The sequence below is a fragment of the Aeromonas piscicola genome (assembly GCF_000820005.1).
GTDB classification, from domain to species: domain Bacteria; phylum Pseudomonadota; class Gammaproteobacteria; order Enterobacterales; family Aeromonadaceae; genus Aeromonas; species Aeromonas piscicola.
This window is the reverse complement of the sequence record NZ_CDBL01000052.1, coordinates 257,862-279,380: the sequence shown is the minus strand read 5'-3', so window position 1 is coordinate 279,380 and position 21,519 is coordinate 257,862. Positions and strand designations below refer to the sequence as shown.

19 protein-coding genes are annotated in these 21,519 nt (G+C 61.9%); 7 read left to right on the top strand and 12 right to left on the bottom strand.

Annotated features, from left to right (window positions below; translation table 11 throughout):
• Window positions 1-19: 19 nt before the first annotated feature.
• A complete protein-coding gene (gene argB / locus BN1128_RS11925; protein ID WP_042868976.1) occupies window positions 20-799 on the bottom strand; it encodes an acetylglutamate kinase in 780 nt (259 codons plus the stop codon).
• Between the two features lie 24 nt (window positions 800-823).
• Window positions 824-1,831 (bottom strand): N-acetyl-gamma-glutamyl-phosphate reductase, encoded by a 1,008-nt coding sequence (gene argC, locus BN1128_RS11920; RefSeq protein WP_042868974.1) that lies wholly within the window; start codon window positions 1,829-1,831, stop codon window positions 824-826.
• Between the two features lie 287 nt (window positions 1,832-2,118).
• Between argC and argE the strand changes: the two genes are divergently transcribed.
• The gene (gene argE, locus BN1128_RS11915) at window positions 2,119-3,264 is read left to right on the top strand and encodes an acetylornithine deacetylase (protein ID WP_042868972.1); all 1,146 of its coding nucleotides are present in this window, start codon (window positions 2,119-2,121) and stop codon (window positions 3,262-3,264) included.
• 214 nt (window positions 3,265-3,478) lie between these two features.
• Window positions 3,479-6,112, top strand: a complete 2,634-nt coding sequence (ppc, locus tag BN1128_RS11910; RefSeq protein WP_042868970.1) for a phosphoenolpyruvate carboxylase — start codon at window positions 3,479-3,481, stop codon at window positions 6,110-6,112.
• A gap of 137 nt (window positions 6,113-6,249) precedes the next feature.
• On the opposite strand, the gene BN1128_RS24650 is transcribed toward ppc, so the two are convergent.
• From BN1128_RS24650 to metB, 3 genes are all read right to left on the bottom strand, one after another.
• Entirely contained in the window at window positions 6,250-6,678 is a 429-nt protein-coding gene (locus BN1128_RS24650; protein WP_209428559.1) for a hypothetical protein, read from the bottom strand.
• Window positions 6,679-6,990: 312 nt separating this feature from the next.
• Window positions 6,991-9,447 (bottom strand): bifunctional aspartate kinase/homoserine dehydrogenase II, encoded by a 2,457-nt coding sequence (locus BN1128_RS11905; RefSeq protein WP_042868968.1) that lies wholly within the window; start codon window positions 9,445-9,447, stop codon window positions 6,991-6,993.
• Window positions 9,447-10,619 carry a cystathionine gamma-synthase gene (gene metB / locus BN1128_RS11900; protein ID WP_042868966.1) on the bottom strand — a complete coding sequence of 391 codons (1,173 nt, stop codon included), beginning with the start codon at window positions 10,617-10,619 and terminating at the stop codon, window positions 9,447-9,449. The genes BN1128_RS11905 and metB overlap by 1 nt, the downstream gene beginning before the upstream one ends.
• A gap of 210 nt (window positions 10,620-10,829) precedes the next feature.
• On the opposite strand from metB, the gene metJ reads away from it, so the two are divergent.
• The 3 genes from metJ to BN1128_RS11885 all read left to right on the top strand — a co-directional run bounded on the left by metJ (window position 10,830) and on the right by BN1128_RS11885 (window position 12,374).
• Window positions 10,830-11,153 carry a met regulon transcriptional regulator MetJ gene (gene metJ, locus BN1128_RS11895; protein WP_005315809.1) on the top strand — a complete coding sequence of 108 codons (324 nt, stop codon included), beginning with the start codon at window positions 10,830-10,832 and terminating at the stop codon, window positions 11,151-11,153.
• 39 nt (window positions 11,154-11,192) lie between these two features.
• Window positions 11,193-11,951, top strand: a complete 759-nt coding sequence (locus BN1128_RS11890) for an AraC family transcriptional regulator (RefSeq protein WP_042869352.1) — start codon at window positions 11,193-11,195, stop codon at window positions 11,949-11,951.
• Between the two features lie 84 nt (window positions 11,952-12,035).
• Window positions 12,036-12,374, top strand: coding sequence for a tRNA-binding protein (locus tag BN1128_RS11885; protein WP_042868964.1), 339 nt, complete (start codon window positions 12,036-12,038; stop codon window positions 12,372-12,374).
• A 71-nt stretch (window positions 12,375-12,445) separates the two neighbouring features.
• Here BN1128_RS11885 and BN1128_RS11880 read toward each other — a convergent pair whose 3' ends face one another.
• The 3 genes from BN1128_RS11880 to nudE all read right to left on the bottom strand — a co-directional run bounded on the left by BN1128_RS11880 (window position 12,446) and on the right by nudE (window position 15,644).
• On the bottom strand, window positions 12,446-13,717 hold the full coding sequence (locus BN1128_RS11880) for an aromatic amino acid transport family protein (RefSeq protein ID WP_042868962.1): 1,272 nt from the start codon (window positions 13,715-13,717) through the stop codon (window positions 12,446-12,448).
• Between the two features lie 406 nt (window positions 13,718-14,123).
• Window positions 14,124-14,945, bottom strand: a complete 822-nt coding sequence (gene cysQ / locus BN1128_RS11875) for a 3'(2'),5'-bisphosphate nucleotidase CysQ (RefSeq protein ID WP_042868960.1) — start codon at window positions 14,943-14,945, stop codon at window positions 14,124-14,126.
• A gap of 45 nt (window positions 14,946-14,990) precedes the next feature.
• Entirely contained in the window at window positions 14,991-15,644 is a 654-nt protein-coding gene (gene nudE, locus BN1128_RS11870) for an ADP compounds hydrolase NudE (protein WP_042868958.1), read from the bottom strand.
• 148 nt (window positions 15,645-15,792) lie between these two features.
• On the opposite strand from nudE, the gene yrfG reads away from it, so the two are divergent.
• On the top strand, window positions 15,793-16,461 hold the full coding sequence (yrfG, locus tag BN1128_RS11865) for a GMP/IMP nucleotidase (protein WP_042868956.1): 669 nt from the start codon (window positions 15,793-15,795) through the stop codon (window positions 16,459-16,461).
• Between the two features lie 208 nt (window positions 16,462-16,669).
• On the opposite strand, the gene tyrS is transcribed toward yrfG, so the two are convergent.
• Window positions 16,670-17,938 carry a tyrosine--tRNA ligase gene (tyrS, locus tag BN1128_RS11860; protein WP_042868954.1) on the bottom strand — a complete coding sequence of 423 codons (1,269 nt, stop codon included), beginning with the start codon at window positions 17,936-17,938 and terminating at the stop codon, window positions 16,670-16,672.
• A gap of 160 nt (window positions 17,939-18,098) precedes the next feature.
• On the opposite strand from tyrS, the gene BN1128_RS11855 reads away from it, so the two are divergent.
• Window positions 18,099-18,920, top strand: a complete 822-nt coding sequence (locus BN1128_RS11855; protein WP_042868953.1) for a response regulator transcription factor — start codon at window positions 18,099-18,101, stop codon at window positions 18,918-18,920.
• Window positions 18,921-18,982: 62 nt separating this feature from the next.
• Here BN1128_RS11855 and exeN read toward each other — a convergent pair whose 3' ends face one another.
• The 3 genes from exeN to exeL form a co-directional block, all read right to left on the bottom strand.
• Window positions 18,983-19,741 carry a GspN family type II secretion system protein ExeN gene (exeN, locus tag BN1128_RS11850; RefSeq protein ID WP_042868951.1) on the bottom strand — a complete coding sequence of 253 codons (759 nt, stop codon included), beginning with the start codon at window positions 19,739-19,741 and terminating at the stop codon, window positions 18,983-18,985.
• A gap of 97 nt (window positions 19,742-19,838) precedes the next feature.
• Window positions 19,839-20,330 carry a GspM family type II secretion system protein ExeM gene (gene exeM / locus BN1128_RS11845; RefSeq protein ID WP_042868949.1) on the bottom strand — a complete coding sequence of 164 codons (492 nt, stop codon included), beginning with the start codon at window positions 20,328-20,330 and terminating at the stop codon, window positions 19,839-19,841.
• On the bottom strand, window positions 20,327-21,511 hold the full coding sequence (exeL, locus tag BN1128_RS11840) for a GspL family type II secretion system protein ExeL (protein WP_156140240.1): 1,185 nt from the start codon (window positions 21,509-21,511) through the stop codon (window positions 20,327-20,329). Before exeL ends, exeM begins: the two co-directional genes overlap by 4 nt.
• Window positions 21,512-21,519: the final 8 nt, after the last annotated feature.

The window sequence follows — 21,519 nt, the reverse complement described above, 5'->3', positions numbered from 1 at the left end:
TTCCTTGTTCCGGTGGAGATCAAATAGCGACTTGGGTGCCGACCGCGCCGCCGGCCAGCAGCTTGAGCAGCTGATCCGGGTAGCGCCAGCTGGCGACACAGACCGGTTTGCCGAGCGTCTCGGCAGCGTGCAGGGCGGCTTCTACCTTGACCGCCATGCCGTCGCGGATCACGCCCTTCTCCATCAGATCCAGCGCGGTCGCCTTGTCCAGCTGCGGCACCAGCTTGCCCTTGCCATCCAGGATGCCGCTCACATCCGACAGCATCACCAGATCGGCGCCGAGCGCCTCGGCAATGGCGGTGGCCGCCTGATCCGCGTTGACGTTCATCAGCTGGCCGTCGGCGGTGATGCCGATGGAGCTCACAACCGGCAGGAAGCCCTGCCCCAAGATGCCGGTCACCAGCGCCGGATTGCCCGGTTTGCAATCGCCCACCGCACCGAGATCCGGGTCGAGCTGGGTCACCTGGCACAGACCGCCATCGGCGAGGCACAGACCCACGGCCGGAATGCCGGTGGCGATGGCCTTGGCCATCATCTGCTTGTTGGCGGTTCCAGCCAGCGCACCCGCAATGAAGGGGATCTGCTCGAACGGGGTCACCCGCAGGCCGTTCTTCTTGGTGGAGCTGAGCCCCAGCCCCTTGAGCAGGTCATCCACCAGACAGCCGCCACCGTGCACCAGCACCAGGGGTCTGTGTTGCTCATCCAGAAAAGTTTTGAGGGTGGCGAACAGGGCGGTCAGCGCCTCGTCGTTCTCGATCAGGGCACCACCCAGCTTGATTACCAACGTCTGCTTGTCCATATCTCTCAATCCTTCCTTAAGTCCTTAAATCAGGCCGGTGGCCGGTTCAAATCCGAATTTGATATTTATGCATTGCACAGCCTGGGAGGCGGCGCCCTTGAGCAGATTGTCGATGGCGGAAACCACCACCAGCATGTTGCCCTGCTGTTGCCAGGCAATATCGCAGTAAGGGGTGCTTGCCACGCCACGGATGGAGGGCATCTGGCCGGTGAGGCGCACCAGCGGCTTGCCTTCGTAGGCCTTGAGGAAGGCCTGATCCACCTGGGTCGGCGTCACGCCGTCCGCCAGCTGCACATAGATGGTGGCCAGGATGCCGCGCACATAGTTGCCGAGGTGAGGCTGGAACAGCACCTCGCAGCCCAGGTGGTGGCTGATCTCCGGCTGATGCCTGTGGTTGAAGGTGCCGTAGGGATTCAGGCTCACTTCGCAGAAGCTGGTGTTGATGGCGGCCTTGCGACCGGCGCCGGAGACACCGGACACGGCGTTGATGATGGGCTGCCACCCCTTGGCGATCAGGCCGGCCTGCTGCAGCGGCTTGAGGGCACACAGGGAAGCGGTCGGGTAACAACCTGGCACAGCAATCAGCTGGGCGGCGGCAATGGCATCGCTGTTCCATTCCGCCAGACCGTAGACGGCTTGATCCAGCCACTGCTCGCTGTCATGGGTGAAGCCGTAGAAGTTGTGGTAGAAGCCTTGATCCTTGACCCTGAAGGCACCGGAGAGATCGAACACCGGCAGCCCCTTGGCCAGGAACTTGGGCGCAAGCTCGGCACTCACCTCGTGGGCGGTGGCCAGCAGCACCAGATCGGCCTGGGTCAGGATCCGGCTCATGCCATCCTCGTCCAGCGGCAGCAGCGGCTGATCCAGCGCGCCGACCCACTGGGGATGCAGAGAAGAGAAACGCTTGTGTGCATCCTGGCTGCCGGCCGACACATAGAGACCGAACAGCTTGAGTTGTGGATGGTTCTGGACCAGTGCGGCCAGTTCGGCTCCCGCGTAGCCACTGGCACCGACGATAACGGTGTTAAGCATTATTGAGTATTCCAAGTCAGGGTTCGAAATTCACAGCATGGTGCTGCAGATGGTGCAGATGGTGCAAGGGGTGAGAAACCGCCCCTTTGACGCAACGCGTGCGGAGGGGCAATTCAGGCGGGTGTGTGTCGTCGGTTATAGATCAGGTGACAGAACATTAACTTTCCCTTACAACTAGAAGCCTTGTCGATGAGCCAGATATTCAGGCAAACTTACAGAATATTCATGCACTCACTTTGCATTTGTATTTTCTAACAGAAACATTCCGGGGACGCAAGGAGGAGCTGATGGCCAATCTGGATTTTTTTGCACTTTATAAGAATATTATTGCGATTCCCTCCATCAGCAGCACGGATCCCCGCTGGGATCAGAGCAACGAGGCGGTGATCCGGCTGCTGGCCGACTGGTTCGGCCAGCTCGGTTTTCAGTGCGAGGTGACGGCGCTGCCGGATCTGCCGGGCAAGTTCAATCTGGTGGCGACGATCGGCCAGGGCGAGGGCGGCCTGCTGCTGGCGGGCCATACCGATACTGTCCCGTACGACGAAGGCGCCTGGAGCAAGGATCCCTTCAAGGTCACCGAAGAGGGCAACCGCCTGTACGGCCTCGGCACCATCGACATGAAGGGCTTCTTTGCCTTCATAGTGGAGGCGCTCAAAGAGATAGATCTGACCACCCTCAGCAAGCCGCTGCGCATCCTGGCCACCGCCGATGAGGAGACCACAATGGCGGGGGCCCGCGCCATCGCCGCGGCGGCCGAGCTGAAACCCGACTACGCGGTGATTGGCGAGCCCACCGGACTGGTGCCCGTGGTGGCCCACAAGGGGCACATGTCGGAGGCAATCCGCATCACGGGCAAGAGCGGTCACAGCTCGGATCCCGCCAACGGCGTCAATGCGCTGGAGATAATGCACCAGGCGATGGGCCAGGTGCTCAGGCTGCAGCAGGATCTGAAAGATCGTTACGCCGACCACCGCTTTGCCGTGCCGCAACCCACCCTGAACCTTGGCTACATCCAGGGGGGCGACAGTCCGAACCGCATCTGCGGCTGCTGCGAGCTGCACATCGACATGCGCCCCACCCCGCAGGTGGGGCCGGACGAGCTGATGGGTATGCTGAAGGAGGCGCTCGCCCCCATCGAAATCCACCAGCCGGGCTGTCTGCACCTGCAACACCTGCATGAACCCATCCCCGCCTATGCCTGCGCGGACGACTCAGTGCTGGTGCGCGAGGCCGAGAAGGCGAGCGGCCGGGCGGCAGAATCCGTGAACTATTGCACCGAGGCGCCCTTTATCCAGCAGCTGGGATGCCAGACAATCGTGCTGGGCCCCGGCCATATCACCCAGGCCCATCAGCCGGACGAATACCTGGATCTCTCCTTCGTCAAACCGACCACGGCTGTGCTGCAACACCTGATCCGCCGGTTTTGCCTCTGAATTGACGGGAATGTAAGTAAGTTACATAACATGCCGCCTCGGGACAGGTGAGGGAAATACATGTTCTGAATCGGCCTGTTATTTGACCTTGCGCAGACAATCTGGGTAGATTGTCACCCTAAGATGACGGAGCATATGTTGTAATCACACAACAATAAGTGAGGCTGTCTCTCACCTCGGATGGAGAGAGACACCAACCAGATAAGGATGTGGAATGAACGAAAAGTACGCCGCGCTACGCGCCAACGTAGGCATGCTGGGTCAACTGCTGGGCAAGTCCATCAAGGATCATCAGGGTCAAGCCTTCCTCGACAAGATCGAAACCATTCGCCAGTTGGCCAAATCCTCCCGCAAAGGCAATGAGGCAGACCGGGAACGTCTGCTCGATACCCTGCGCACCCTGAGCGATGACGAGCTGCTGCCGGTGGCACGCGCCTTCAGCCAGTTCCTCAACCTGGCCAACGTGGCTGAACAGTTCCACACCATCTCCCGCCGCTGCGAAGAGCAGGTCTGTACCCCGGATCCGCTGGAGCAGATGTTCGCCAAGCTCAAGGCCTCCAACCTGTCACAGGAAGCCATCATCCAGGCCGTGCGCGAGCTGGATATCGACCTGGTACTTACCGCTCACCCGACCGAGGTGACCCGTCGCACCCTGATCCACAAACACGTGCAGCTCAACGACTGCCTGGAAGCGCTGGAACTCTCCGATCTGCTGCCCCGCGAGCGGGACAAGATCCTCAATCGCATTGAACAGCTGGTCAATCAGGCCTGGCACACCAACGAGATTCGCGAGCAGCGTCCGACCCCGGTCGACGAAGCCAAGTGGGGCTTCGCAGTGGTGGAAAACAGCCTGTGGCCGGCCATTCCCGAATTCATGCGCAACCTGGACGAGCGTCTGCAACAGCATCTGGGTGTGCGGCTGCCGCTGGATGCCGCGCCGGTCAAGTTCACCTCCTGGATGGGCGGTGACCGTGACGGCAACCCCTTCGTCACGGCCAAGGTGACCGCCGAGGTGCTGGAGCTGGGCCGCTGGATGGCAGTGAGCCTCTTCTACAAGGACATCAAGGAGCTCACCTCCGAGCTCTCCATGTCCGACTGCACAGACGCAGTGCGCGAGCGGGTTGGCGATCACCCCGAACCCTATCGCGCCCTGGTGCGCGAGCTGCGTGAAGCGCTGCGCGAGACCCAGGAATACCTCACCGCCAAGGTGCAGGGTCAGGTGAGCGAGAGCCGCGACCTGATCACCACCACAGCCCAGCTGCGCGAGCCGCTGGAGCTCTGCTACCACTCAATGCACGCCTGCGGCATGGGCAACATCGCCGATGGCATGCTGCTGGATGTACTGCGCAAGCTGGCCTGTTTCGGTATCCATCTGGTCAAGCTGGACATACGTCAGGATGGCGAGCGCCACGGCCAGGTCTTCTCCGAGCTGACCCGTTACCTCGGCATGGGCGACTACGCCGAGTGGAGCGAAGACGACAAGCAGGCCTTCCTGCTCAATGAGCTCAACTCCCGCCGCCCGCTGATCCCGACCGACTGGGAACCGAGCGACGAGACCCGCGAGACCATAGACACCTGTCGGGTGATCGCCCAACACGACCCGGATGCGTTCGGCATCTACATCATCTCCATGGCCGGCGCACCGTCCGACGTGCTGGCGGTGCAGCTGCTGCTCAAAGAGGCCGGCTGCAAGTTCCGCATGCCGGTCGCTCCGTTGTTCGAAACCCAGGAAGACTTGATGGCGGGCACCGCCGTGATGGAGCGCCTGCTGTCGGTGGACTGGTATCGCGGTTACATCCAGGGTCGCCAGTACGTGATGATCGGCTACTCGGATTCCGCCAAGGATGCGGGCATGATGGCCGCCGGCTGGGCCCAATACGCGGCCATGGAATCCCTGGTGGCGCTGGCCGAAGCCAGCAATCTGCGCCTCACCCTGTTCCATGGCCGTGGCGGCACCGTCGGCCGTGGCGGCGCCCCCGCCCATCAGGCAATCCTGTCACAACCGCCGGGATCCCTGCGCGGTGGCCTGCGGGTGACCGAACAGGGCGAGATGATCCGCTTCAAGTTCGGCCTGCCAAAAGTGGCCATCCACAGCCTGAACCTCTACACCAGCGCCGTGCTGGAAGGGAACCTGCTGCCGCCACCCAAGCCGAAGGAGTGCTGGCGCGCCGTGATGGAGCAGCTGGCCACCGTCTCCTGCGATCACTACCGCAGCATAGTGCGCGGCCACCCGGACTTCGTCCCCTACTTCCGCGCCGCCACCCCCGAGATGGAACTCGGCAAGCTGCCGCTCGGTTCCCGCCCCTCCAAGCGCAAACCCAACGGCGGCGTCGAGAGCCTGCGCGCCATCCCCTGGATCTTCGCCTGGACCCAGAACCGGCTGATGCTGCCGGCCTGGCTCGGTGCCCACAAGGGGCTGCAGCAGGCCATCACAGACGGTCAGAAGAGCGTGCTGGAAGAGATGAGCCGCCAGTGGCCCTTCTTCCGCACTCGCCTCGAGATGCTGGAGATGGTGTTCCTCAAGGCCGACCTCTGGCTCGCCGAGTACTACGACACCCGTCTGGTACCCAAGGAGCTGTGGGGCCTGGGCAAACAGCTGCGCCAGGAACTTGCCGACTCCATCCAGGTGGTGCTGGAGCTGCGTCCGCAGGGCGACTTGCTCGACGACCAGCCCTGGATCAAGGAGTCCATCAAGCTGCGCAACCCCTATACCGACCCGCTCAACGTGCTGCAGGTCGAGCTGCTGGGCCGCTCGCGCAACCATGCCGAGATCCTGCACCCCGAGCTGGATCAGGCGCTGATGGTCACCATCGCCGGTATCGCAGCAGGTATGCGCAACACGGGTTAATGGCTGACAAGCTGCAACGCAGATAGAAAAAGGGCGCCAGATTGGCGCCCTTTTTCTTCTTTTGTGCTCAAATAAGAACACCTTCACACTAAGAAACGAACAATATTAAGTCGACAATGTAACTTCAAATTAAATTATTATTTTGCTTCTTGAATAAGTAAAAAAACACCGCCTGTGTTGTCCTGACAATAACTATCACTGACAAATGCAATGAGATCTTTAGGCCCTTCAACAGGAACATCAACCACAATTGGCGTGGATGTCACTGAAACTCCCCATCTGCTGTTACCGAAGCTGCCCTGGACAAACAATGTATTAATTTTACAGCCGTCCATTTGTCCATATGAACAACTCATACTGTTGTTCACCAATGAGAGTACATAGCGACCTTGTGCTAGTTTGAACTTAGCAGCGGTACCACCTGATGCACTTTCCCATGGGGTTGCAAAACAGTTACGTTGAGCATCGACCGAGACCATAGTGGCAGATTCAGATGCTGCGGAGAAAAACATGAGAGGGAAAAGTAAAACCTTGATACCATTTTTAAAAATTTTTGCCTTATTCATATTGAGTTCCTTTTTTAAAAAGGGACTTTTAACACTCTGTATACTCAGCGTCTAGTACAACTATGTGCACCATACTCCATATGGGGGGCTTATACATGCAACCAACAAACTATTTATTGTGTGGAAACAGGAATACTTAAACGTTAACCTAGAATATTAAAAAATAGCTTGGCTATCTGAAGTTTAAAATCACATATTTATCATAACTTTAATTAAAATAATATATCCGCTATCGAAACATGAAAAAGGCGCCAACATGGCGCCTTTTTGCTTTTCAGTTCGGCGGCTTGTAACAAAGCCCGCCCATATGACTTAGAGTGCCGCGCAAATCTGCCAGAGGTCGTACTGGATGGCGGCAGCCGTTACTTCCCGGCCAGCCCCCGGGCCCTGAATGACCAACGGGTTGGTGCGGTAGCTGTCGCTCTCGATGGCGAAGATGTTGTCGCACGGCAAGAGGTTGGCAAACGGGTGGTGCGGCTCCAGCGCCTCCAGCCCGACCCGTGCCTTGCCGTCGTGCTCGAAGCGGGCGACGTAGCGCAGCACCTTGCCGAGGCGCTTGGCCCCTTCGAAGGCTGACTGGATCGGGCCGTCCAGCTCTTTGAGCCTGTCCATGAACTGATCCGTGCTCACCTTGCGCAGAGGCACGGGTACCAGGTTCTCCAGCTCGATATCGGCGGAGTCGAGCTCAAAACCCGCCTCTCGCGCCAGGATCAGCAGCTTGCGGCGCACATCCTGGCCGGAGAGATCCTCGCGGGGATCCGGCTCGGTCAGGCCGTGCTGCCACGCTTCGTCCACCAGCTCGGAGAAGGGGCGTGTGCCGTCATACTGCTGGAACAGCCAGGAGAGGGTGCCGGAGAAGATGCCGGAGACCCCCTGAATGCGGTCGCCACTCTGGCGTAGCATCTGGATGCTGGACTGGATTGGCAGCCCGGCGCCCACGGTGGCGTTGTAACGCCACTGCACCTGATGGTCGCGGCAGGTCTGCTTGATGCGCTGGTAGAACTCGCTGTCGGCGGCACCGGCAAACTTGTTGGCGGCGATGATGTGGATGCCGAGCTGGGCAAAATCCGGGTAGTAGCGGCTCACCGTCTCGCTGGCGGTCATGTCGAGGGCTATCAGGGTATCGAAACTGTGCTGCTCAAGCTGGGCCAGCAGCTCGGGCCAGATCAGCGGTTTGGGGTTGAACTTGTCCTGCACCTTGAGGGGATCCAGTCCCTCTTCGTCCAGCAGGCCCCCTTCCGAGCTGAACACCCCGTAGAGAGTCAGCGCCAGATTGAGTTCATGTTCGAGGCGCGCCTTCTCGCGGCCATAGAGGCTCAGCCAGTGACCGCCTATGTTGCCCTTGCCGAACACCACCAACCCGACCCGGGTCGGGCGGCTGAACAGGGCGCTGTGCAGGGCGATAAGCAGCGGCTCCAGCACCACCTGACGCACTACGGCCACCAGACTCAGGCCATCTCTGGCCACCTGCACGAACTCCAGCGGCTGATCCGCCAGCAACTGATAGAAGCGGTGGCACTGCTCGGCGTTGTCGGTGACACCTGCGCCCACCAGGGCCACCAGACTGAATCCCTCTTTCTGGATAAGGCCGGTAAAGCTGCCCTGCAGCTGGAAGTCGCGCAGTATCTCGAACGCCCCTTCCGCCACTTCCAGGGTGTAGGCCAGACGCAGTACCCGCCGATCCGGCTGACGCTGCAGGGTGAGCGGGTTGAGGCGGTGGCGGGCCAGATGGGCCTCGATAGCCGCCACCGTCTGTTCATAATGGGTCTGCGGCAGCACCTTCAGCTCTATGAGGGCGATCTGGTCCACCGAGGAGACGATGCGGGCACCGCCGGAGCGCGGCGCCCGGCGCAGTATATGGGTACAGCCCTCATCCGGGTTGTAGCTGCAGCGCAGGGTGAGGCGCTGGCGGCTGTCTGCCACGGGTTGCAAGGTGCGCGAATGCAGCACGGAGGAGCCGAGGCGGGCCAGTTCGTTCGCTTCGGCCAGACTGAGGCGCTCCAGCAGACGGGCCTCTTTGACCCGGCGCGGATCGGCGCTGTAGACCCCGGCCACATCGCTCCAGATGGTGGTGGATTCGCCGTCCGCCAGCAGCGCCAACAGGCTCGCGCTGTAGTCGGAGCCGTTGCGACCGAGCAGCAGGGAGCGTCCCTCCATGTCGGCGGCGATGAAACCTGTCACCACTATGCGGCCAGCATGTTCGGCCAGCCGCGCCTTGAGCAGTTCGCTGGAGAGGGCGGTATCCACCTTGACCAGGGCACCGTCCTCGGCGCGCAGGAAGCTGCGGGCATCGAGCCAGATGGCCTTTTCGCCGCGGCTGGTGAGCAGGGCCGCCAAGAGGCGCGCCGACCACACCTCACCAAAGGCGAGCAGGCCGTTGCGGGCGAAGCGGTCAAACTGCCCCTCCAGGGTCTTGGCGATCAGCTGCATGTCGTCGGCCAGTTGCTGGCTCAAGTCGAGCTGCAGCTCCCCCTCCAGCAGGCCGTCGATCAGGCTCTGCTGATAGGCTTGCAGGGCGGAGATGGCTTCACCGGCGGCCTCGTCCCCCGCCTCGGCCAGCTCCACCAGCTGGATCAACCGGTTGGTGGTCTTGCCGGCGGCAGAGACCACGATCAGCTCCTGCCCGCCGACCTGTTGTTCGACTATCGCCGCGACCCGGCGGTAGCAGACCGGATCCGCCAGACTGCTGCCACCAAACTTGTGCACATGGCGCCGCTTCAATCCTGCTTCTGTTGCCACCGCGATCTCTCCTTGTTGCTGCTGTTCCATTACTTCGCTACCTGCTCTGCCTGCTGCGCCTGTTCAAAAGCCTGAGCCAGATCGGCCACCAGGTCTTCACCGTGTTCAATGCCGACCGACAGCCGCAGCAGCTGGGCGCTGATGCCCGCCGCCTGCTGCGCCGCCGGTGTCATGGCCCTGTGAGTCATGCTGGCCGGATGGGCCACCAGACTCTCCACCCCGCCGAGGGACTCGGCCACCGAGAAGAGAGTGAGGGCCGCGAGGAAGGTGCGCAATCCGGCCTCGCTGCAATCGAGTTCAAAACTTAGCATGGCGCCGAAGCCGGACTGTTGACGGCGCGCAATATCGTGGCCCGGATGGGTCGGCAGGCTGGGATGATAGATTTTTTTGACCAGCGGCTGTTGCTGCAGGAAGGCGAGGATGCGATCCGTGTTCTCCTGATGGGCGCGCAATCTGGGAGCCAGAGTGCGCAGGCCGCGCAGGGTGAGGTAGGAGTCGAACGCCCCGGAAGTGAGCCCCAGGCAGTTGGCCCACCATACCAGCGACTCGGCCAGTGCCTGCTCCTTGGCGATGGCCACCCCGCCCACCACGTCGGAGTGGCCATTGATGTACTTGGTGGTGGAGTGCACCACCAGATCGGCACCGAGCGCCAGCGGCTGTTGCAGCAGCGGGGAGAGGAAGGTGTTGTCCACCACCACCTGGGCACCCACTTCATGGGCGGCGGTGGCGATGGCGGCGATATCCACCACCCGCAGCAGGGGGTTGGAGGGGGTCTCCACCCACACCAGTGCCGGCTTCTGTGTCAGTGCCTCTGCCAGCGCGGCTTCATCCCCCTGATCGACAAACTGCACCCGGTAGTGGCCCTTGGCCGCCAGATACTCGAACAGGCGCCAGGTGCCGCCGTAACAGTCGTGGGGGGCGATCAGCAGATCCCCCGCCTTGAGCAGGGCCGTCGTCACCAGATGGATGGCGCCCATGCCGGTGCCGGTCACCACGGCACCGGCGCCCCCTTCCAGCGCAGCCAGCGCATCCGCCAGATTGGTGCGGGTCGGGTTGCCGGATCGGGCATAATCGTATTGACGGGGCTCGCCAAAGTCGGCAAAGGTGTAGTTGCTGGAGAGGTAGATGGGCGGCACCACGGCACCGTGCTGTGTGTCTGTCTCAATCCCGGTGCGTACCGCCTGGGTGGCCTTGTGGGTCATGTCACTCTCTCCTTGAACTGTCGCTGGGCGATGGCCGCTCTGCCTCTGCCACGGCTATCCTGCCATTGCTGGCCTATGGTGAACTACCTTACGCCAGCATAAAAAAGCCGTCAACACTTCTAGACGTCTAAATGGCTTTGCTGTTGGATTGCCATTAATTTCCTTAAGGGTTAAAATCCGCGCTCACGGCCAAACGAGAACAGGTGGATCATGGGTACAGAGTGGAACGGCGACTACGTCAGCCCCTACGCGGAACACGGTAAGAAGAGCGAACAGGTCAAGAAGATTACCGTCTCGATCCCGCTCAAGGTGTTGAAGGTGTTGACCGACGAGCGCACCCGTCGCCAGGTGAACAACCTGCGTCATGCGACCAACAGTGAGCTGCTCTGTGAAGCCTTCCTGCACGCGTTCACCGGCCAGCCGCTGCCCTGCGACGACGATCTGCGCAAGGATCATCCGGACAGCGTCCCCGCCGAGGTGCGCGCCATCATGGAAGCGCTGGGCAAAGAGATCGAAGATTTCGATGCAGAGTAATACCTGCGACCTATGCCAAACAGCAATCCCTCTTTGAAGATGACGCGGCCCAGTGCCGCGTCATTGCTATCCGCCGCCTCCCCCTTCAGCCTGCGCCACTACCAGAGCGACATCAGCAGCCACAGCCACGACTTCGCCCAGCTGGTGATCCCTCTCGGCGGTCCCATTGAGATCGAGGTGCAGGGCCAGGGACGTCGGCTCGCCCCCGGTTTTGTCTGCGTGATAGCCCCCGGCGAGCGGCACGACTACGCCGCCGACCCGGCCCTCTCCTTCCTGGTGCAGGAGAGCGACTGGCTCCCCGGCGATCTGGCGGCCCGCCCCTTTATCGAGCTGGACGAGCCTCAGCGCCACTACCTCGCCTTCCTGCACCGCATGGTGGCAGCGGGTCGCCAGGTGGCGGGCATGGAGCAGGTGTGGCTCTCCCTGCTGGCACAAGGGCAAGGAATGCACTCCTCTGCTTCCCCTCGTCTTGCTGCCCGTATCCTCAAGGTGCAGCGCCATATCGAGGCCCACCTCGCCGAGCCCCTTGGCAATGAGCGGCTCGCCGCCATCGCCTGCCTCGGTCAGAGTCAGTTCAAGCACGCCTTTCGCCAGCAGCTGGGGATGAGCGTCTCCCACTACATACGGGGGCGGCGCATGACGCTGGCACGCACCCTGCTCTCCCATACCCAACTGCCCATAGGCGAGATCGCCAATCGCTGCGGCTACCAGAATCAGGGGGCTTTCGCCGAGCGCTTCCTGACCGAGAGCGGGCTGACCCCTTCCCTCTGGCGCCAGCAAAACGGCCTTTTACCGTAACAGGGCGGCCAGTCACCGAAGACAGCCAGCGCCGTTTCGAGGCATGCTGAGGCCAATGCAAGGTGTATGAAACGAGGAGCCAAGATGCAGACCATAAGCTGGCAACAGTTCGAGATGATAGAGCTGAGAGTGGGCACCCTGGTGCGAGTCGAGCCCTTCCCCGAGGCACGCCGGCCCGCCTACAAGGTGTGGGCGGATTTCGGCCCCGAGCTCGGGGTACGCAAGAGCAGCGCCCAGATAACGGATCTCTATCAGCCGGAGGATCTGGTGGGGCGCCAGATAGTCGCCGTGGTGAACTTTCCCCCCAAACAGATAGGCCCCATCCAGTCGGAGTTTCTGCTGACCGGTTTCTACCGGGCGGATGGCGCCGTGGTAATGGCCATCCCGGAGCGGGCGGTGGAGAATGGCGCCAAGCTGGGCTGATGCTGTTGGCCCCATGAAATGAGAGAGGCGACCATGGGGTCGCCTCTCTCATTTTTTACCGCCGCTCGCCGTTACTTCAACAGGCTGAAGATCAGCGCCGACACAGCAAGCGACCCGGTCAGCAGGATAAAGCCGTTGGTCCAGCCCTGGCGGAAGCGGGCCAGCGCCTCCACCTTGTAGATCGCTATCACCGGCATGATGAAGAGGATCATGGCGATGACGGGGCCGGAGAGGGTCTCCATCAGACCCAGGATGCCAGGGTTGATGACGGCGGCACCCCAGATGGCGAAGAACATCAGGACTATGCCGAGCCGGTCCGCTTTGGCCAACGATAGGCCGGTGGGCTTGGCGATCAGGCTTTTCAGGCTCTCGCGGGCACCGAGGAAGTGGCCGAGGAAAGAGGTGCTGATGGCGATAAAGGCGATGAGCGGCCCCAGCGTCACTATCACAGGGTTGTCTGTGATGTTGGCGAGATAGGAGAGCACGGAGACGTTCTGCGCCTTGGCCTCGGCCAGCTGGGCCGGGGAGAGGCTCAGCACGCAGGAGAAGACGAAGAACAGCACGAAGCCCACCAGCATGACGGTGGTATTGCGCAGGATCAGGCCGCTCTTGGCCTCCGCCTGCTCGCCATATTCCCGCCGCTGCACATTGGCAAAGCCGGAGATAGCGGCGGCATGGCTGAAGGCGAACACCGTGACCGGCAGCGCCAGCCAGATGGTGTTGAGGAAGCTGCCGCCCTCAAAGGCAGTGACTTCCGGCCACTGCCACTGGGGAATGAGATAGCAGGAAAGCGCCGCCAGAATGGCCGCCAGCGGATAGACCATGAAGGCAAACGCCCGCAACATCGCCTTCTCCCCCGCCATCATCACGGCGATCATGGCGAACACCAGCAGGCCGGAGAGCATCACCCGGTTCGGGGTGGCCATGCCGAGCTGGTTGACCATGAAGCTCTCCACCGTGTTGGTCAACCCCACACCGTAGATGAGCAGGATCGGGAAGATGGAGAGGAAGTAGAGCGCCGAGATGAGGCGACCGGCCATCTTGCCGAAGTGCTCCTCGGCTACCTCGGTGAAATCGGCGTGAGGACGGGAGGAGGACAGCACGAAGCGCGCCAGCCCGCGGTGAGCCAGGAAGGTCATGGGGCCGGCCAGCACGGCGACTATGACCAGGGGCCAGATCCCGCCCAGACCCAGGTTGATGGGCAGAAACAGTATGCCGGCGCCGACGGCGGTACCAAACAGGCTGATCGCCCAGTGGGTGTCATGACGACGCCAGCGGGTGGCGCTGGCAACTGCGGGCTGGGAACCGGACAAATCCTTTACGACGTCTACAGATAAACTCATTACTAATCCACATTTTGTCAGTATTTTAATCTGAGCTTATTGTGGTTTATCAGGATTTAATTCTCAAAAAGCGGCACTGAAACATATCACTACCATAACGGGCTTCAGCCAGTGAGATTGGGAATCCAATCGGGATCACATAATCGAGTAAAACTACAAACTACAACTTTAATGAAATATAAAACCAAATTTTCATTCATACTCATTTTTTTATTTTGCCCAATGGATCCTTTTCAGAATTACCTGAAAAATCATGCCAATTACCCCGGAAGGATTGTGATCATCCACTGTCATTCTCGTGCTTTGCCAGCGAATACCCCTCCTCATCTGCGATAAAACCAGCGGATCACACCAAGCAAACAGGCGGCCCAGAGGCCGCCTGTTTGTGTCGTCTGGCGACAGAGGATCAGCCAGCCTGGTGGGCCAGGATCTTGCCCCAGGCGAGATCCGGATCCCCCATCACGATGAAGTCCGGGTTCTCCAGCGACTCGGTTTCGTTGTAGCTGAGTGGTTGCAGCGCCAGGCTGAGGATACGACCGCCAGCCGCCTCGACGATGCACTGGGCAGCGGCGGTATCCCACTCGCCGGTGGGACCGAGCCGCACGTAGCAGTCGGCCGCCCCTTCCGCCACCAGGCAGGACTTGAGGGAACTGGAGCCGAGCGGGATCAGCTCGTAGTTGATGGCCGGATTGAGGCGACGGGTCAGGTTCTCCAGCTTCTGGCGACGACTGATGGCCACCACCAGCGAATCGGGCTGATCGTGTTCGTGGTGCATGGCGCTGATGGGCAAGGTCTCGCCGTTCACCTCCTTGAAGGCGCCGTGACCACGCACCGCCCAGTAGAGCACGTCCGACTCGGGGGCATAGATGACACCGAGCACCGGCACATTGTCCCGCACCAGGGCGATCAGGGTGGCGAAGTCACCGCTGCCGGCGATGAACTCGCCGGTGCCGTCAAGGGGATCCACCAGCCAGTACTGGCGCCAGTTGGCTCGCAGGCTGAAGGGCACATCTGCCGCCTCTTCGGTCAGCACGGGCACATGGGGAGTGAGCGCCGACAGCGCCTGTTTGAGGTAGGCATCGGCAGCAAGATCGGCACTGGTGACCGGGGTCGCATCCTCCTTCAGCTGACGCTCGAACTGACCGCCGTGATAGATTTCGTGAAGGATACGTCCCGCTTCGCGGGCGATCTCCTTGACCCCTGGAACCCAGGCCAACAACTCCTGCATCTTGTTATCCTCTGTTTTTATTTATTGCCTTTGCCCACGCTTGGGCTAGTTTTCCTGCTCCGCCAGCCACTTCTGGGCCAGCAGCAGGGCACTGATGCTGCGCGACTCGCTGAAGTCGGGTCGCGCCAGCAATTCATCAATCCGGTTGAGCGGCCAGGGGATCACCTCCAGGGGCTCGGGCTCATCGCCGATCCGCTGCTCGGGGAAGAGATCCCGCGCCAGCAGTATGTCCATCCGGCTGGAGAAGTAACCCGGCGCCAGCGACACCTGCTTGAGGGGGATCAGGCTGTTGGCGCCAAAACCAGCCTCCTCCATCAGCTCCCGGTTGCCCGCCTCGAAGGCGTTCTCGCCCGGATCTATCAGCCCCTTGGGGAAGCCCAGCTCGTAAGAGTGGGTGCCCGCCGCGTACTCGCGCACCAGCAGCAGGGTGTGGGCATCGAACAGGGGCACCACCATGACGGCGCCCCGGTTGCCACCGCGCATCCGTTCGTAGACCCGCTCTTCCCCATTGCTGAATTTAAGATGCAGGGATTCCACCTTGAACAGCCGGCTCTCGGCCACTATCTCGGCCTTGAGGATCTCCGGCTTGCTCTTGTCATGCGCCATGTTCTCGACACTGAGGATCTCCGGTTTGCTCTTGTCATGTGCCATGTTCTCGACACTGAGGTATTCGGGCTTGCTCTTGTGGTGGTCACTCATCGGGCGCTGGCTGCTCGTTAAAAAATCGTGCTTCAAGAGTAAACGACTCCCCGAACGAACACCACGGGGCAAAGCGGCGAAAGCGGACGGAAAAATCCGTTATAATGCCGCCCCGTTTTCCTCCCCAATATTGACACCAAGAGACCCCATGCCGACCCAGCTGCCCTGGCACCAGATAGATACCGTTTTGCTCGATATGGATGGCACCCTGATCGACCTTCATTTTGACAACCACCTCTGGCAGCAACTGGTGCCGGAGCGTTACGCCGAGCGCCTCGGCTTGCCGCTGGACCAAGCCAGAGAACGGATCGATGCCCACTATCACGCCGTCAGCGGCACCCTCGACTGGTACTGCGTGGATTACTGGAGCCAGACCCTGGGGCTGGACATACGCACCCTCAAGCAGGAGCTGCTGGAGAAGATCCGGTGGCGGCCCAACGCCATCCCCTTTCTGGCTGAGCTGCGGGCGGCAGGCAAGCGACTGGTACTCTTTACCAACGCCCACCCCGCCAGCCTGTCGGTGAAGGATGCGCAGCTGGGGCTGTCTGATCATCTGGATCTGATGGTGAGCACCCACGAGCTGGGCTGGTCGAAGGAGAGCCAGCACTGCTGGCAGGCGCTGGCGGAACGGCTGGCATTCGATCCGGCCCGCACCCTGTTCGTGGATGACAGCGAGCGGATCCTGCGCGCCGCCGCTGACTACGGCATCGGCTATCAGCTCGCCATCCAGAATCCGGACAGCCGCCAGCCCGAGCAGCACATCACCGCCTTCCCGGCGATCCGTGACTATGCCGAACTGCTGCCGCTGACTACTTGATACCGATACGGGAGCAGAATTCACCGCCCTCCTCGATGTATTCCGTGACTACGCAGAATTGCTGCCGCTGACAGCGTGATTCGGCTGTTGGGGTAGAGACGGGGAACCATTGACCGTCTTCCCCTGCATACCGAGCGGCTGACCGGCGGGGACGCACAATGGAAAGGGCTGCCCAGGCAGCCCTTTCTCGTTGCTATGGCGCTGCAGGCTAGGCCACCCACGCCACCAGCTGGTACTGCTTCTTGCCCCGGCGCAGCAGCAGATAGCGGTCAAACAGCCGATCCTCTGCAACCAGCTGCTCATCCAGCTTGATGACGCCATTGAGGCTGATGGCTCCCGCCGCCAGCAGTTCGCGGGCGATCCGCTTGGAGTTCGCCAGACCGCAGATGACCAGCAGGCTTACCAGATCAGTCTCGCCGCGGACTGTGCTGCTCGGCATGCCATCTTGCGCCAACTGGGCCAGATCGCTCTCACCAAGGCGCGCCACGTCGCCGCTAAACAGCAGCTCGCTGATGCGCTGCACCGCCGCCAGCGCCGCCTTGCCGTGCACCAGTTCGGTCAGCTCGTTCGCCAAGACCTGCTGCGCCTGCTTGCGCCCCTGCCGCTTGGCATCTTCCGCCTCCAGTGCATCAATCTCGCTCAGCGACATAAAGCTGTAGTAGCGCAGGAAGCGGTAGACATCCTCATCCGCGGTGCCGAGCCAGAACTGGTAGAAGGCGTAGGGCGAGGTTAGCGCCGGATCCAGCCAGACGGCTCCACCCTCGGTCTTGCCGAACTTGGTGCCGTCCGCCTTGGTGATAAGCGGCAACGTCATGCCGTGCACCTGCGCCTGATGGAGGCGGCGGGTGAGATCCATGCCACTGGTGATATTGCCCCACTGATCGTTGCCGCCAATCTGCAGGGTGCAGCCGAGTCGCTGGTGCAGCACCGCAAAGTCGTAGGATTGCAGCAGGGCGTAGGAGAACTCGGTGAATGAGATGCCCTGATCCGGACGAGCCAGCCGCTGGCGCACCGACTCCCGCGCCAGCATGGCGTTGACCGAGAAGTGCTTGCCGATATCCCGCAGAAAATCGAGGGCTGACATCTGCCCCATCCAGTCACCATTGTTGACCAGTTGCGGGGCCGACAGGCCCTCATCAGCGGGCAGCAGCGCCCTGATCTGGGCCGACAGGCTGGCGACCCAACCCTGTACCGTGTCGCTGCTGTTGAGGCTGCGCTCGGTCGCCTTGAAGCTGGGGTCGCCGATAAGGCCGGTCGCCCCGCCCACCAGCGCCACCGGGGTGTGGCCCGCCAGCTGGAAGCGGCGCAGCATCAAGAGCGGCACCAGATGACCGATATGCAGGCTGCCAGCGGTGGGATCGAACCCGCAGTAGACGGTGCGCGGTGTAGCGAGGTGGGAGGCCAGGGCCGCCGGGTCGGAATTCTGGGCCACCAGGCCGCGCTCGGTCAGCTCATCGAGCAGGTGGGGGTTGATCATGGGTTCTCCAACAGCAGGGGGGAAAGCCGTCATCCTCGCCGTTCTGGTCGGTGGCGGATATGTCCCCTGAGGGACAGTTTTGCCACTCTCGTGCTAGCATCCAGCCATAGTGGGGAGGTGCTCCCCGCCACCGGGAACCCTCCACCGTGACTCAATAACCATGACCCAGCCATTTGCCACAGATGCCTTGACCCGCAGCATGACCGAGGTGGTCGATTCCCTGCACAGCAGCGCCTTTCCTGCGGCGCTGGTGCGGCTGATCCAGCAGCAGGTGGCGTTTGATTGCGCCCTGCTGCTCGGGGTGGGGCAGCGGCCCGTCTACCTCTACGACAACCTGAGCCACCAGCGGGCCCTGCTGTTTGATCGCTACCTCACCAGCCACTTCAGTCAGGATCCCTTTATGCAGGCGCTGGAGCAGGGCTTGCCTGCCGGCGTCTGGACGCTGGCGCAGGTGTCCCAAGGGCGGCTTGATCCTGAATATCGCCATCACTTCTATCAGGCCACCGGCTGGCAGGAGGAGGTGGGGCTGATCCTGCCGGTGCGGGACGGGCTGACGCTGATGCTGTTTCTCGGCCGCCTCAACAAGCGCAGCTCCCTGAGCCAGAACGAGCTGGCGAGGCTGGAACAGCTGTTTCCGCTGGTACATTCGCTGTGTCGCCAGCAGTGGCAGCAGAGCCAGCCGCTGCTGGCGGAGAGCCCGGCGCTGCCTGACAGTGCCAGCCTGAAGGCGGCGGTGGCGCAGGCCATCGCCAGCGTGGGCGGGGATCTGCTCACCCGCCGGGAGCGGCAGGTAGCCGGGCTGCTGTTGCAGGGGCTGGATACCGAGGCGATCGCCACCGAGCTGGGGATTGGCAGCGGCACGGTGAAGAATCACCGCAAGCATCTTTATGGCAAGCTGCGGCTCTGCTCGCGGGCCGAGCTGTTCAGCTTCTTTCTGAATCACCTGATCACCGCGCCGGTTGGCGACATACAATCCCCATAACGACATAACCCCGCCGAAGCGGGGTTATTTTCATCATACGTCCACAACACCAGACAATATCGTCAGATACGCCCCTGGTAGCGCAGCGGGAAACGGCCCTGACCATCGGGTTGACCGAGGAAGGGCAATCCCTGCTTCATCTCTTCCGGCAGCTCAGGGCCAGGTTTGAGGGTGCCCTGGAACAGATACTGGCGATTGGGCTGCAGCTCCAGCTTGCCCAGCACCTGCACCGCCTCCGAGCCCTGCTTGAGCTCGGCCACCAACCGGGAGTCGATGCAGGTCAGCTTGAGCTCGGGATCCCCCAGCTGCAGCTTGCCGGCCGGGGTATCGGCATCGGCACCATACCAATGGAGGTTGCCGTAGAGGTTGTCGCACCAGGGATTGCCCTGAGCGAACTGATCGACCTTGAGCTGCAGCTGGCCCGCCACCGTCAGCGGGAACGGCAACCGCATGGGCACCCGATCCAGCACCCAGGGCGCGGGCACGTTGAGGGTGATGTCGCGACCAAAGGCGGCGCCGTTCCAGCCGACCACGCCCTGACCATTGAGGCCGCTGCGATCGCCAAAACGCAGGGAAACCTCGGGGGCGAAGCGCAGCAGCGACCAGCCGTTGAGCTCCCAGCGCAGCTGGGTCAGCGACTCGCTGGCATATTGCAGCCGGGCGACCTGGCCGCTCCAGAGGGTGCCGCTCACCCCTTCCAGCTGCACCAGGTTGGGCGGCAACGGCAGATGGCGCACCACCAGGGTGGCTGGCAGTTTCACCAGCAGAAAACCGAGATAGGCCACCAGGAACAGGGCGGCGATCAGTACTTTTTGCTTCATAGAAAACGACTCGATTGCAAATATCTGGCCTTGGCCAGGCCCGGCACCATACCGGGACGAGATGCCGGAAACCGGACCGCGCTAGGCACGCCTGGCGTCATTGGGGACGACTCAACTGCAGACGCCTGACCTTGACCAGACCCGGCGCCAGATTCTCGCGGGCCACCTCGATCACCTGCACCTGTACGCCGTGCTGATCGGCCAGGCTCGCCAGCCAGATCAGCAGATCATCGAACTGGACCGTATCGATCCACACCTGCAGCTCCTGACCCTGGGGTTGCAGACGGGCAATCTTGATCTTCTGGTTGAAGGCGGTGCGGTTCACCACTCCTTCCAGAGTACCGCTGGTGTCGATCTGGCGGCCCTGACCGCCCTGCATCGCCAGCACCTCTTCCCCCTTCTCTTTCAGCCAAGCGAGCGTCTGTTGCTGACTCAGCACCTGCCGCTCGCGCTCGGCGATGCGGTTGGCGATGGGTTGCCAGACAATCCAGTAGCAGAGCCCTATCAGCAGGCAGCTGCCACCCACGGCCACCAGCCGCTGCTCGCGGGCGCTGATGCTGCGCCACCAGCCTTGTAGTTTGTCCATCATGATGATTTACCCTTCAGCACCAGTGCCCCTTCAACCTTGCCCTCTGTGCTGCGCACCTCGCCCTGCTGCACCTCGAAGCGCTTGCCCGCCAGCTCGCGAAAACGCTCTATCTCGGCGAAACCGGGTGCCGTCACCTGCAACCTCAACTCGCCCCTGGCGGCGTCGAAACGCAACACCTGCGGCTTGAGACCCGGCACCTCGGCAAAGGTGGGGGCCAGTTCGGTCAGCAGCAAGAGCACGCCATCCTGCGGGGTCTGCCCCAGCAACTTGAGATGCTGTGCCATCTGGCTGCGCACGTTGACGATGCGATTCTCCCCCGGGAAAATGCGGGTGTAGACCTGCCTGATCTCGGCCTTGAGGGCCTTGTCCTGCTCCGTCAGCTGATACAGATGCACACCGCGCTGGGTCAGTGCCACCAGCAGCAAGAGCCCGGCCACCACGGCCACTTTGCGCCACTGCAGCCAGTAGCGAGAGTATTCGGTCTGCGGCCGGTAGGGGCCCTGCAACAAGTTGGCCTGGCAGTTCAGCGCCCCTTTGGCCAGCAGCAGCATGGGCAGTTCGGGATCCGCCGCCAGCCAGTTGGCCGCCGGGATCGCCGGCAAGGGGGTATGGCTGTGGATGGTAACGGGTTCGGCCTCGGCCGCCAGCAACATGGCCAGCAGCGACTCGTCGGCCACTATGCCCTGACAGGGGCCCTGACGCAGCAGCCACTCCTTGCCAAGTTGCAGGGCAGACCAGCCGTCGGCGGCGGGCGGCAGCGCCAGCACGTCCGGCAACAGCTGCTGGCTCTTGAGGCCCGCCTGCTGCAGCCAGCCCAGCCAGATCTGCATCTTCTCCTTGTCGACCGCCATCAGGTCCACCTCGTGGCCCTCGTGGCCCAGCACCACCAGATGCAGCTCATCCACGTCGGATGCGATCTGCTCCTCCAGCAGGTAGGGCAAGGCGGCCGCAGACTGGCGACTGTATTTGCCCGGCAGGCTCACCCGCCGGAAGATAAGATCGCTGCCCGGCACCAGGGTCACCACGGGGCGGCCACCGGCACGCTCCCGCAGCTCGCCGAGGGCATGGGCCGAGGCCAGGGTGCCGGAGGCAATGATCTCCTCCTCCTTGGCCGACCACACCAGCCACTCGACCGGTTGCTGCGCATTGGTCCCCAGACGGATGACCAGACTCTCGCTCACAAATATCT